At 72.5% G+C, this 13,238-nt stretch carries 9 protein-coding genes; 5 read left to right on the plus strand and 4 right to left on the minus strand.

Going from position 1 to position 13,238, the window contains the following annotated elements:
- Nucleotides 1-142: 142 nt before the first annotated feature.
- The 3 genes from J2S41_RS35820 (at nt 143) to J2S41_RS35830 (ending at nt 3,910) form a co-directional block, all read left to right on the plus strand.
- Nucleotides 143-1,000, plus strand: coding sequence for a hypothetical protein (locus J2S41_RS35820; protein ID WP_310374738.1), 858 nt, complete (start codon nt 143-145; stop codon nt 998-1,000).
- 290 nt (nt 1,001-1,290) lie between these two features.
- Nucleotides 1,291-2,913: a chaperonin GroEL gene (gene groL / locus J2S41_RS35825; protein WP_310374739.1), complete on the plus strand. Its 1,623-nt coding sequence runs from the start codon at nt 1,291-1,293 to the stop codon at nt 2,911-2,913.
- Between the two features lie 181 nt (nt 2,914-3,094).
- Nucleotides 3,095-3,910, plus strand: coding sequence for a hypothetical protein (locus J2S41_RS35830; RefSeq protein WP_310374740.1), 816 nt, complete (start codon nt 3,095-3,097; stop codon nt 3,908-3,910).
- A 67-nt stretch (nt 3,911-3,977) separates the two neighbouring features.
- Here J2S41_RS35830 and J2S41_RS35835 read toward each other — a convergent pair whose 3' ends face one another.
- Complete coding sequence (locus J2S41_RS35835; RefSeq protein WP_310374742.1) at nt 3,978-6,101, minus strand: beta strand repeat-containing protein; 2,124 nt, start codon at nt 6,099-6,101, stop codon at nt 3,978-3,980.
- Between the two features lie 287 nt (nt 6,102-6,388).
- Between J2S41_RS35835 and J2S41_RS35840 the strand changes: the two genes are divergently transcribed.
- The gene (locus tag J2S41_RS35840) at nt 6,389-7,072 is read left to right on the plus strand and encodes a pentapeptide repeat-containing protein (RefSeq protein WP_310374743.1); all 684 of its coding nucleotides are present in this window, start codon (nt 6,389-6,391) and stop codon (nt 7,070-7,072) included.
- Here J2S41_RS35840 and J2S41_RS35845 read toward each other — a convergent pair.
- The 3 genes from J2S41_RS35845 to J2S41_RS35855 form a co-directional block, all read right to left on the minus strand.
- Nucleotides 7,050-7,754: an NTP transferase domain-containing protein gene (locus J2S41_RS35845; protein ID WP_310374745.1), complete on the minus strand. Its 705-nt coding sequence runs from the start codon at nt 7,752-7,754 to the stop codon at nt 7,050-7,052. The two genes, J2S41_RS35840 and J2S41_RS35845, sit on opposite strands and share 23 nt — an antisense overlap.
- 64 nt (nt 7,755-7,818) lie before the next feature.
- Nucleotides 7,819-8,757 (minus strand): GNAT family N-acetyltransferase, encoded by a 939-nt coding sequence (locus J2S41_RS35850; protein ID WP_310374747.1) that lies wholly within the window; start codon nt 8,755-8,757, stop codon nt 7,819-7,821.
- A gap of 20 nt (nt 8,758-8,777) precedes the next feature.
- Nucleotides 8,778-11,234, minus strand: a complete 2,457-nt coding sequence (locus tag J2S41_RS35855; protein ID WP_374728216.1) for a S8 family serine peptidase — start codon at nt 11,232-11,234, stop codon at nt 8,778-8,780.
- Between the two features lie 67 nt (nt 11,235-11,301).
- On the opposite strand from J2S41_RS35855, the gene J2S41_RS35860 reads away from it, so the two are divergent.
- Nucleotides 11,302-13,110 carry a glycerol-3-phosphate dehydrogenase/oxidase gene (locus J2S41_RS35860; protein WP_310376784.1) on the plus strand — a complete coding sequence of 603 codons (1,809 nt, stop codon included), beginning with the start codon at nt 11,302-11,304 and terminating at the stop codon, nt 13,108-13,110.
- Nucleotides 13,111-13,238: the final 128 nt, after the last annotated feature.

Raw genomic sequence — 13,238 nt, forward strand, 5'->3', positions numbered from 1 at the left:
ATGTTGATGAGCTTCAAACTCTTATTCGGCTTCGTAATGCGAGCATGAGCCGCTAGCTGTATCAGACAGCTTTTCCTGAGGAGCGCCACCGGTGGGTTACCCGCCTATCGAGCAACCTTATTACTATCAGCCTCAGTACGACGTGAACGATCCGCTCGTCACCCCGCCCGGCGCCGGAGTCAGCGGCTGGGTCTCGCGGATCAGCGACACGTTCAAACGCAGCTGGCGAAGCGTCTTTTCGATCATCTTTGTCACCCAGTTCCTGCCGGGCATCGGGATTGCGCTGGTCGCCGTCGGGATTATCGTCGCGGTGCTGATCTCCAACCCGGATCTGCCGGACCGGCTGATCGGTCCGGACCCGTTCGGCGACTCGCCGCCGCCCCCGCGCGTGACGATCGCGGTCGGCGCCGCGCTCGTGGCCGGCGGCGTCGCCCTCCTCCTCGTCAGCCTGTGGGTCCAGGTGGTCGGCATCGCCGCGAGCACCTGGGCGATCGTCCGCGAGGCCGCCACCGGGCAGCCGGCCGGGCTGGGTGCGGCGCTGCGGTACGGCGTCCGGCGCGGCTTCGGTCTCGTCGGCTGGTCGCTGCTCGGCGGCCTGCTGTTCGTGCTCGGCATCGTGGCCTGCGTCCTGCCCGGCATCTACGTCGCCTTCGGCCTGGCCATGCTCGCGCCGGTCGTGATCTTCCAGCGGCAGGGGCTCGGCGCGTCGTTCGGCGCGCTGCACCGCAACGCGCTGACGATCATCGTGCGCGTGATCATCGTCTACGGCGTGGTGCAGTTCGCCAGCGGCATCGTCAGCACGCTGTTCCAGATCCCGATGGCGGTGCTCACCGACCCGGCCACGATCCTCGCGTTCGCCGCCGGCGGCGGCGTGGTGCTGGCCCTGGTGATGTTGCCCCTGCAGGCGATCCAGATCATCGGCACCCTGCTCACCTACGCGGAGCAGCGGGCGGCGTCCGCGCCGCTGACCACCGCGCAACTGGCGGACGAACTCGGCTGAACGGGTCCTCCGCGCGGTCGCGGGACCACGCATCGTGCTTGCACTCGCATGGGCAGAGTGCTAAAAAAGGTTCTGGCACTCGCTGATGGTGAGTGCCAACAGGTCGGGACGGTGGGGTCACGTCCGAGCGGGTCGTCAGGAGGCGGCTCACGAGGGCGGGGCCGGTCGTCGCGGGCTTATCCGGCCCGGCCGACGGAGGCGTCCATGTGACGTCGTTCGATGGTGCGTCAGCAGGCGGCAGCCGGCGGGAAAAGTCCGGGTGCCGTGAGCGTCCAGGAGGACATCGCCGTATGGCCAAGATTATCTCGTTCGACGAGGAGGCGCGCCGCGGTCTTGAGCGGGGCATGAACACCCTCGCCGACGCCGTCAAGGTGACGCTGGGCCCGAAGGGCCGCAACGTGGTGCTCGAGAAGAAGTGGGGTGCCCCCACCATCACCAACGATGGTGTGAGCATCGCCAAGGAGATCGAGCTCGAGGACCCCTACGAGAAGATCGGCGCTGAGCTGGTCAAGGAGGTCGCCAAGAAGACCGACGACGTGGCCGGTGACGGCACGACGACGGCGACCGTCCTCGCCCAGGCGCTGGTTCGCGAGGGCCTGCGCAACGTCGCCGCCGGTGCCAACCCGATGGCCCTCAAGCGGGGCATCGAGGCCGCGGTCGCGAGCGTCTCCGAGGGCCTGAGCCAGCTGGCGAAGGACGTCGAGACCAAGGAGCAGATCGCCTCCACCGCCTCCATCTCCGCCGGTGACAGCACCGTCGGCGAGATCATCGCCGAGGCGATGGACAAGGTCGGCAAGGAAGGCGTCATCACCGTCGAGGAGAGCAACACCTTCGGCCTGGAGCTCGAGCTCACCGAGGGCATGCGCTTCGACAAGGGCTACATCTCGCCCTACTTCTGGACCGACGCGGAGCGGATGGAGGCCGTCCTCGACGACCCGTACATCCTCATCGCGAACAGCAAGATCTCTTCGGTCAAGGACCTGCTCCCGATCCTGGAGAAGGTCATGCAGTCGGGCAAGCCGCTGCTGATCATCGCCGAGGACGTCGAGGGCGAGGCCCTGGCCACCCTGATCGTCAACAAGGTGCGCGGCACCTTCAAGTCCGTCGCCGTCAAGGCCCCGGGCTTCGGCGACCGCCGCAAGGCGATGCTGACCGACATCGCGATCCTCACCGGCGGCCAGACCGTCTCCGAGGAGCTGGGCCTCAAGCTGGAGGGTGTCGGCCTCGACATGCTCGGCCGTGCCCGCAAGGTGCAGGTCACCAAGGACGAGACCACGATCGTCGACGGTGCCGGTGACGCCGACCAGATCAACGGCCGGGTCGCCCAGATCCGCGCCGAGATCGAGAAGTCGGACTCCGACTACGACCGCGAGAAGCTGCAGGAGCGTCTGGCCAAGCTGGCCGGCGGTGTTGCGGTGATCAAGGTCGGCGCGGCCACCGAGGTCGAGCTCAAGGAGCGCAAGCACCGCATCGAGGACGCCGTTCGCAACGCGAAGGCGGCCGTCGAGGAGGGCATCGTGCCCGGTGGTGGCGTCGCCCTGGTGCAGGCCGGCAAGACCGCGTTCGACAAGCTGGACCTCGTCGGTGACGAGGCGACCGGTGCGCAGATCGTCAAGGTCGCGCTGGACGCCCCGCTGCGCCAGATCGCCGTGAACGCCGGCCTCGAGGGCGGCGTCGTGGTGGAGAAGGTGCGCAACCTGGAGGCCGGTCACGGCCTCAACGCCGCCTCCGGTGAGTACGTCGACCTGCTCAAGGCCGGCATCATCGACCCGGCGAAGGTGACCCGGTCGGCGCTGCAGAACGCGGCCTCGATCGCGGCGCTGTTCCTCACCACGGAGGCCGTGGTGGCGGACAAGCCGGAGAAGACCCCGGCCCCGGCCGGTGCCCCCGACGCGGGCGGCATGGACTTCTGAGTCCGAGCTTCACCGAACGGGCGGGTCGCGCGAGCGGCCCGCCCGTTTCCGTTCCACCGGCGACTCCACGAGCGTCGATCTTGCGGAAAATGTCCGTTTCGCGTGAAAGTCTGGGATTTCGGGGCTGCATCCGCGTCCTCCGCGGGTGGCCCGGCCAAGCCGAAACCCGCAAAGGACCGACATGCGCAACGAAGGCACGGAACCCACCGCCGAAGGCCCGGAGCCGGACGACGGCAGCACCTACACCTCCGCGGTGGCGCACCGGCCCCGGCGGCCGAAGCAGCAGCTGATCGCGGGCGCCGCGGGCGTGCTCGCCGTCCTCGGCGTCGGCGGCGTCATCCTCGCCACCCAGGGCCGGAACGAACCCGTCGCCATCTCCACCGCGGACCCCGCGCCGCCGCCGGGCGTGGCCACCGTCGTCCCGTCGGTGCCGCTCATCCCGACGGCCTCCGGCCTGCCGGTCCCGCCCTCCGCGACCGCCGGCGCCGCCCCCTCCGCGCCGGCCCCCGCCCCGGTGTCGCCGCGGCCCGGCGCCGCGGCCCCGACGGCGGCGACGAGGGCGGTCCCGGCACCGGCGGCCACCGCGCGGTCGGAGCGGAACGAGCAGCCCGGCGCGGCCGCGCTGCCGCAACCGTCCAAGACTCTGCGCGCGCAGCCGCAGAGCACCGCGGTCAAGGACTCGGAGGTGCAGGTGGTCCAGACGGCCTCCCCGGACGACAAGGAACGGCTGAAGGTGGCGTCCGCGCGGGCGGATCTGACCGGGTACCGCGAGCTGTCCTGGGTGACCGAGGAGAACGAGCGGATCGGCGACGTGCGGTGCACCAACAGGATCCGGCTCAGCCCGGACCTGCCGGCTCAGCCGCGGTCCACGCTGCTGATCTGCTGGCGGGTCAGCGCCACCAGGAGCGTCTACACGGTCGCGGTGAACGTGGACGGCAAGCCGTCCCGGGTCCGGAGCATCGAGGCGCTGGAGGCGGCCTGGCGCAAGCTCGGCTGACACACGCGACGGCGCCCGGGGCGTGAGCCCCGGGCGCCGCCTCAGTGCGGTACGGCTACCTGCCGGATCAGTACGGCGAGACCGTGAACGTCGAGCCGCTGGTGATCAGCGACTGCGTGACGTCGGCCACGGCGGTGGCGTCACCGACCACGCCGCTGCTGACCACGGTCACCGTGTAGGTGCCGTTCGGCACCGGGTTGCCGGTCGGGGTCGGCGGGTCGGTGTTGGTCACGCTGTTGGTGAGATCCAGCGTGCAGAGCAGCTCCAGGTCACTGATCACCAGGACGCTGGTGCACTCCTGGATCTGGCCGACCGTCTTGATGCCGCTGCCGCCGGTCGTCTCCAGCGGGTTGTAGGCGGTCGCCGTGCCGGAGCCGCCGCGCACCAGGTAGACGTGCGCGCTCGCCGCGTTGCCGGTGCCGAACGGCGCCAGATCCTCGAAACCGGCGCCGAGCACGTCCAGCGTCACGGTGGTGTTGGACGGCGCCGTGTTGGGCGTGACGGTGATGCCGAACGAGTAGTCGTAGGCCGAGGACAGCGACTTCGTACCGGCGTCGGTCTTGACGGTCAGCGCGAGATTGTTGCCGGCCGCGCGCGGCGTGGTCGTACCGGTGAAGCTGGTGCCGTTGGCCGCGACGACGATGTCCTCCAACTCGGCCCCGCCGATGGAGGCGGTGAGGCCGGCGGTGAAGCCGCTGCCCTGCACCGTGACCGTGTTGCCACCCTGCGCCGGGCCGCTACCCGGCGAGATGGAGCTGACGGTCAGCGTCGCGCCGACCCGGTAGACACTCGTGCCGACCAGCGTGTCGGAGGCGGTGTTACCCGTGTAGATGCACACGTTCCACGCGCTGGTGGTGCCGTCCGCGGGCGTGTAGACCACGGTGTTCGGCACCGTGAGCGCCGCCTTGGTGTTCGAGATCCGGATGACGTTCGTCGCGGCGAGGACCGTACCGCTGGTGGCGTAGGTCGACGGGCAGGCGCTCTTGGTGAGCGTCGCCGCCGGCGTGGTCACGCCGAGCAGGAAGTTGGCGGTCGTGGACGAGGTCGCCGTGATCGTGGTGGCCGTGGCGGTGGACCCGGACTCCGGGCTCAGCGTGACGGTCGGCAGCGTCGGCGTGTAGGCCGCGTTACCGGCCGCGATCTGCCCGCTGCCGGCGGTGTTGCCACCGTAGATGCAGACGTTGTAGGTGCCCGGTGCCAGCACGCCGGTCGGCACCGTGATGGTCACCGTGTCGTTGTTCGACGAGGTCGTCGCGACCGTGCCGGCGCCGGGCGAGCCGTAGGTGGTGGGGCACGAGGGAGCGGACGAGAAGACCACGGCCGGGGTGATGCCGGTGAAGGCGCCGGCCAGCGTGGCGGTGATCTGGTTGCCGCCCGCGTTCTTGCCCGTGGTGCTGCTCAGGATGGCCTGCGGGAACGACGGCTGGTACGTCGCGCTACCCACGCCGAGCAGCACGCTCGTCGCGGTGGAGCCGTTGTAGAGGCACACCCGGTACGGTCCGCCGGACGCCGTCGCGCCGGCCGGGATCGTGACGGAGGCCTGGTCGGCCGAGTTCCGCGTGGCGGTGGCCGCGAAGCTGGTGTTGCCGGTGGTGTACGTCGCGGGGCAGGACGCGCCGCTGGTCAGCGTCGCGCCGACGGTGGTGGCGGTGCCGATGATGCCGGTCGCCCCGATGGTGATCTGGTTGCCGCCGGCGGACGGGCCGGTGGTGGCCGACAGCGTGCCCGGCAGGTAGCTGCGGAAGGCCGTGGTGGCGGTCGACGCGTTGCCGATCAGCGGAGAGCCGACGGCCACGGTGCCGCTGGTGACGCCGTAGATGCACACCCGGAACGTGTTGGGCGCGGTGCCCAGGTTCGGCGTGACGAAGGAGACCGCGTCGTCGGAGATCCTGGTGATGCTGAGGCCGGCCAGGTTGGTGGCGGACGTCGCCACGTTGGTGGCCGGGCAGGTGGCCGCCGTCGTCAGCCGGACGTCGATCTGCGCGGCCGTCGCGATGCCGGTGAGGAGGCCGGTCGCGTTGGCGGTGACCGTGGTGCCGCCGGTGACGGGTCCGCTGTTGGGCGTGAGGGTGACGGCCACGTTCGCGGCGAACGCGGGTGGAGCGGCCGCGAGCAGGACGGCGGATACCGCTCCTGCCGCGATACCGGCGCGGAGCAGCCGGCGGCCGATGGTTGGCTGGGACTTGCGCATGCGTGGGTCCTCCTACGGTTATGCAACCGCATAGTTCGGCTCTGGTCTTGGCCCGCGCGTTGTCGTGTGTCGGGCCGTCCGATCCAGCGCTGCCGTGCAGCACAGCCGTGTACTTTGGGTGATCAGAAGATAACCGAACGCAACTAGCCGTGGTCCGAAGTCACCAACTTTGTGGCCACATATCGTCATGACGCGGGCAGCGCGGCGACGATGGCTGCCACCGTGCGTGGCCGATCCGGTGATCGTGACGGCTGGATTCCGCCGCGGACAGCGCTAGTCTCGATCGGGTGGAGAGCCGCGAGGGCGAGGAGCTGGACATCCTCCCGCCCGGCCTCGACCTTCATGATCTTGATCGGGTGACCGAGCCGCCGTCGGCCGACCTCACCGACGCACACGTCTCCGCCGCGGACTGGGCAGGCCTGGAGCTGGCCGGGGTGCGCCTGACCCGGTGCTACCTCACCGATGTGGAACTGCTCGAGGCGGATTGGCGCAACGTCCGGCTCACCGAGTGCGTGCTCGACCGCGTCGACCTCTCCAGTGCGTACCTTCGCGGCCTGACGATCGAGCGCTGCGAGCTGATCGGATGCCGGCTCACCGGCGCGCAACTGTTCGACGCCACGCTGCGGGACGTCACGTTCGAGGACTGCCGGCTGGACTTCGCGGTCTGGGAGGCGGTGGTCGCGAAGGGGCCGGTCACCTGGGTCGGGTCCAACCTGAGCAAGGCGTCGCTGACCCGGTGCCGGCTGACCACGGCCACGTTCACCGACTGCCGGCTGACCGACCTGGAACTGGCCGACTGCGACCTGGAGGGCGCGGACCTGCGCGGCAACGACCTCTCCCGGATCAACGGCGTGCCGAGCCTGTACGGCGCGCGGATCAGCCGCGTCCAGCTCGCCGACATCGCGCAGCTGGCGGTGCGGGATCTCAGCCTCGACGTGGAGGACGAGGTCAGCTTCCGCGCGGCGCAGTGAAGCTGGGCGTGACCACCGCGCCGCGCCGGCGGAAGTCGAAGACCGGGTGCCGGGCGTAGTCGACCGCCCGGTCGATCGAGTCGGTCAGGTCGTCGATCTCCACGAACCACGGCGCCTGCACCGTGTGCACCTCCCACGGCGTGCCCTGCACCGCGCACAGCAGCATCCAGCCGGGCGGGCGCAGGCAGTGGCCGACCGCGTGTTCGTAGTGCACGTCGGTCAGGTACCGGTCCAGCTCCGCGTGGTGCTCCGGCCAGAACGAGGTGGCGAAGACCGCCCCCCAATCGCTGCCGGTGTGCCGGGACGCGCCCTCCCGGCCGAAGATCCGGATGCCGCGGTCCGGCGTGCCGGCGATGGTGGAGATCGCCTCGGGCGTGAAGTACACGTCGCCGAGCAGCAGCACCGTGCGGTCGTCGGTGGACCACAGGTCGCGGGTGGAGGCGTACTCGCTGGGATAGTCGCCGGCGCGCACGTGCCGGGTGATGCCGGGCAGCCCGGAGAGCACGTCGTACCGGGGATCGTCCGGCAGCGTCACGTGCACGTCGTCGCACATCGAGACGGCCTGGTCGATGGTGTGGGCGAGCAGTGGCGCGCCGTGCAACGGCGCGAGTTGCTTGGGCACGCCGAGGTGGTTCGCCCACTTCGGGTCGTCCCCCTCGGACGCCGCGATGATCACCCGCATCGGCGCACCCCCCAGTCACTGAACAACGTCAGACCGGGGGTACGGCCAGATTATCCGGAAAAGGTCAGAGCTGTTTGCGGTACAGGAAGAACACCCGCTCGATCCGCGCGCCGGCCGCGCCGGAGTAGAACGGCACCGGGCCGACCCAGCCGATCTGCGCCGCGGAATGGCCATGCGCGTGCTGGTCGGCCAGGCACCGCCGGAGCAGCACGCCTCCGATGCCCAGCCCTTCCGCGGCGGCGGCCGTGCCCATCGGCCCGAACCAGCTCGGCCGCGACGATCCGTACGCCGCGAAGCCCAGGATCTCCCCGTCGCGCTCGGCCAGATGGCAGCCGGCCCGGTCCCGGCCGATCGAGTCGGCGACCTCGCTCGGCCAGTCGCCGCCGAAGGTCCGGTCCGCGAACTCGACCAGCCGCGGGATGTCGCCGCGGTGCGCGAGCCGTACCGTGATGCCGGCCTCGGCCAGCCGCCGTTCCGCGGTCGCCGTCTCACGCAGCGCCGCGGAGCCGGGCGCCAGGTCCGCCGTCATGTTCCACGCGGTCCGGTCCTGCTCGTAGCCGAGCGCCATCGCGGCGCACACCGCCGGCGTGTACCGCACGTCGACGCCGGGCCACGCGTAGTACGGCGAGTTGCCCGCGAGCAGCACCTCCGAGGCGCCGAGCCCGGCCAGCCCGGCCTCCGCGCGCACCATCAGCGCCCGCCCGATGCCACGCCGCCGGGCGTCCGGGCGCACCGCGATCAGGTCCACGTGGCCGGTGCCCGGGTCCCGCTGCGCGATGGAGCAGAGCACCGCGCCCAGCACCGCGTCCTCCGCGTCGAACGCGACGTATCCCAGCGTCCGGTGCCCGGCCGGTGACTCCGGGGACGGCCGCTCGCGCAGCCGCAGCACGATCTCGGCCGCCTCCGCCGCGTCCTCCGGCAGGTCCAGCGCGCCCGCGCAGAGCGTCACCACCGCCGGTACGTCGTCGTCGGTCAGCTCCCTGATGGCGAACTCGGCATCCATGATCATGACAGTAGCGGCCGTCACGAGCCGAGCGCGGCACGCACGGCCTGATTCGCGGAGATCAGCCCGGCGCCGGACTCGTTGCCAGGCGCGCCGCAGTCGCCGCTCGCCCGGACCGGGACGGTGTTCCCGGTGATCAGCGCGCGGGTGGCCGGCAGGTCGCCGATCAGCGCGGGGTCCGCCGACCAGATGAGCGCCACCTCGCCCGCCACGTGCGGCGTCGCCATCGAAGTGCCGCTGTTCGCGCCGTAGGTGCCGCCCGGCATCGCGGACAGCACCTCCTCGCCGGGCGCCATCACGTCCGGCTTGGCGGCGCCGCCCTCGGCCGGGCCGCGGCTGGAGAAGTCGCTCACCGTGCCGGTGTCGTCGACCGAGCCGACGGTCAGCACGTCCGCGTACGGCGCCGGCGCGTCGTCGATCGAGTCGCAGGCCGGCCCGGTGTTCCCGGCCGCGGCGACGAACATGATCCCGGCGGCGGCGAACGCGGCCGTGGCCCCGGCCAGCGTGCCGGTCTCGCAGCCCTCGATCGCCGGGCAGCCCCACGAGTTCGTCAGCACGTGCGGCGCGCGCTGCGGCCGCCCGTCCCGGAACGGATCACCGCCGGCCGGGAACGGCGCCAGCATGAACTGCAGGCAGTCCAGGTAACGCGCCGGGCTGCCGAGGTTGCGGTCGAGGTTGACGCAGCCGACCCACTGCGCGTCCGGCGCCACGCCGATGCCGCCGTCGCCGACCGCGGAGCCGATCGTGTGCGTGCCGTGCCCGCCGTGGTCGGTCGGCGCGGTGGTGTCGTTCCACGGGTCGAGCCAGGAGTCGTCGCCGCCGCGGAACCCGTCCCGCAGCGCCGGGTGGCCGCCGTCCACGCCCGAGTCCGACGTGCCCACCACGATTCCGGCGCCGCGCACGCCCTGGCTCCAGGCCTGGTCCGCGCCGACCGCGCGGATCGCGGACGTGGGACCGCCGGGCGCGTCCGCCGATCCGGTGCTGGTGCCGACCGGCTCGGGCAGCGGGCGCAGCAGCGGACTGGGACGCACCTCCGCCACGTCGTCCCGCGACTCCAGCCAGGCGCGCACCCCGGCCCCGGCGTCCACCTCGATCGCGTTGACCAGGTAATAGGGTGTGTAGTCCAGGCCGAACCGGTCCAGCGCGGCTCGCAGGTCGCGCTGACTGGTGTCCGCCTGCGTGACCAGCGCGCGGTAGACGTCGGCCGCGCGCGCGTCCCGGCCGGCCTGCCCGGTGCGCGTGGTGTCGATGCCGGAGAGGTCCGCCTGGTCCGCCATCACCACGAACAGCCGGTCGCCGTAGAGACCCGGCGTGCCCGGCCCGGCGTAGACGAACCCGGCCGCGGCCACCAGCAGCAGCGCCGCGACGGCCGCGACCGGCGTCCGGGCCCGGCGCACGCCACCGCCCAGGAGCAGGCCGTACGCGATGCCCGCGACCAGCGCGACCAGCCACATGCATCCCGCGGCCACGGCGGTCCAGTACGGCACGTCCCGGCCGGTGAGCAGGAGCGTGACCTCCTCCGGGTCCACGAAGCCGAGCGGGCCGAACGCGGCGGCGGCGACCAGCACGGCGACCGGACCGCTGGCCCGGCGGCGCCCGGGCCGCGCGGGGCGCGGCGTGCGCGCGTGCGGCTGGAGCGCCGCGGCCGTGAACGCCACGATCGGGATCAGCAGCATCGCCAGGTCGGTGCCGGTCTGCCCGGTGCCGCCCGCGATCGCGGCCAGCGCCACGCCCGCCACCAGGCCGCCGACCAGCACCATCCGCGGGCCGCCGTGCCCGCCGTACGCGCGCCAGAACGGCTCGTCCAGCACCGCCGCGGCGAACCAGCCGACCGCGGCGGAGGCGGCGGCGGCCAGCAGCGTCTCGGTCAGGCCGCCGAGCGCGCCCGCCCACAGCCACGGCGCCAGCATCGCCAGGCCGGCGCCGAGCGCGAGCAGCAGTGCCGGCCACCGGCCGTCCATATTCGCGTCATCGGCTGAAGACGACTCTTCGGAAATTTCGCCTTTATCGCGACCGGTCAGCCGGAGCAGCAGCGCGCCGGCCGTCGCGGCCACGGCCAGCGCCAACAGGTACAGCTCGTGCTCCAGCGTCGGCACCAGCCGCAGCAGGCTGAACGCGGCGAGCCCGATCGCGCCCAGCAGCCACGCCCGGCCCGCCGCGCGCACCCCCGGCGAGCGCGGCAGCAGGGCCAGCAGCAGGCTCGGGATCGCGGCCAGCACCGCCGCGACCACCCCGCAGATCGCGGCCACGCCGGCCGGCGCGTCACCGGTCGTGGCCTGCCCGAGCTGCTCGACGAACCAGCCGATCCACTGTGCGACGACGGTGACCACGGCGATCCACAGACCGGCGAAGACGGCGCCGACCACCGGCCACGGGTTGGTGCGCGGCGGCCCCGGATCCCAGGGCGGCATCGGCGCGCCCGGCCACGGGCCGGGGTACGGACCTTGGTGCGGCGGAGGGGGACCCGGCACAGTCATGATCCGCACAGTACGGCTACAGCGCTCCCGCAGGGGAGTTACGGTGGGACACGTGCGTGACCCAGCCGTGTCTCGATACACCGCCGGCCAGCTGTCCCCGCTGCGCCGCGCCGCCGACCTCCGCCGCCTGCGCAGCGAGCGCTTCGACGTGCTCGTCATCGGCGCGGGCGTCACCGGCGCCGGCGCCGCGCTGGACGCCGCCTCCCGGGGCCTCAAGGTCGCCCTGGTCGAGGCGCGTGACCTGGCCGCCGGCACGTCCAGCCGCTCCTCCAAGCTGATCCACGGTGGCCTGCGCTACCTGGAGCAGTTGGAGCTGCACCTGGTGCACGAGGCGCTGACCGAGCGCGGCCTGCTCGCCACCCGGATCGCGCCGCACCTCGTGCGCCCGGTGCCGATCCTGGTGCCGCTGGAGGGCCGGGAGGGTCCGCGCGAGTGGCCGATGCGCGCGTTCCGCCGGGCCTACTACGGCGCCGGCGTCGCGGCGTACGACGTGTTCGCCGGCATCTTCGGCGGCGGCCGCGGCATGCCGCTGCACCGGCACCTGACCCGCACCGGCGCCCGCGAGATCTTCCCCAGCCTCCGGCCGGACGTGCTCACCGGCGCGATCCGCTACTACGACGGCCAGGTCGACGACGCGCGCCTGGTGGTCAACACCGCCCGCACCGCGGCCAGCCTCGGCGCGGCCGTGGTCACCAGCGCCCGGGTCACCGGCCTGCTCCGCCAGGCCCGCGAGGTCACCGGCGTGCGCATCCGCGACATGGAGGCGCCGGCCGGCTCGCCGGACGCGGAGTTCGAGGTCAAGGCGCGCACGGTGATCGCGGCCACCGGCGTGTGGAGCGACGACATCACCCGCATGCTGCGCGAGGTCGGCGTCCGGCCCGGGCTGCGGGTGCGCGCGTCCAAGGGCGTGCACCTGGTGGTGCCGCGCTCGGCGATCACCGGCGAGGCCGGGCTCATCCTGCGTACCGCCACGTCCGTGCTCTTCGTGATCCCCTGGGGCGGGCACTGGATCATCGGGACGACGGACACGGACTGGCAGCTCGACCGCTCGCACCCGGCCGCGTCCGCGAAGGACATCCAGTACCTGCTGGACCAGGTCAACAAGGTGCTCGACCGGCCGCTGAGCACGGACGACATCCAGGGCGTCTACGCCGGCCTGCGCCCGCTGCTGGCCGGCGAGGCCGACTCGACCTCCCGGCTCTCCCGCGAGCACGCGGTCGTCGAGCCGATGCTCGGCCTGCTGCTGGTCGCCGGCGGGAAGTACACGACGTACCGGGTGATGGCCGCGGACGTGATCGACAAGGCCGCGCGCCGTCTCGGCCCGAGCGTGCGACCGTCCCGCACCGACCAGTTGCCGCTGCTCGGCGCGGACGGCTACGCCGCCGCCTGGCGCGACCGGGCCGACCTGGCCCGCCGCCACGGGATGCCGGTCGGCGTGGTCGAGCACCTGCTGGAGCGCTACGGCACGCTCGCCATGCACCTGATCGCCATGATCGACGCGGACCCGCTGCTGGCCACGCCGCTGGCCGGCGCCCCGGAGTACCTGGCGGTCGAGGTCGCCTACGCCGCGCACGCCGAGGGCGCGCTGCACCTCGACGACGTGCTCACCCGGCGTACCCGGATCTCGTTCGAGACGCCGGACCGCGGCACCGAGAGCGCGGAACAGGCCGCCGAGATCATGGGCTCCGTGCTGGGCTGGGACGAGGCGGTCCGCGCGCGCGAGGTCGAGCACTACCTCGCCCGCGTCGCCGCGGAGCGCCAGTCCCAGCTGATGCCGGACGACCTCACCGCGGACGCGGCCCGGCTCGGCGCGGCCGACGTCCGCGGCTTCGCGGCCGACCGCAACGAGGCGGCCGAGGAGCTGCCGAAGCTGTAGCCCGCGGGTGGCGGGAAGATCAAATTCGCGATCTTCCCGCTTCCGGCGGGTCCGGTTCCGCATGCTCCCGCGGGCACCGGTCGTCGCCGGCGCTCCTCCCTGCCGGTTCCGCGCCGGCGAGACGATGA

This window comes from Catenuloplanes atrovinosus, assembly GCF_031458235.1.
GTDB lineage: Bacteria > Actinomycetota > Actinomycetes > Mycobacteriales > Micromonosporaceae > Catenuloplanes > Catenuloplanes atrovinosus.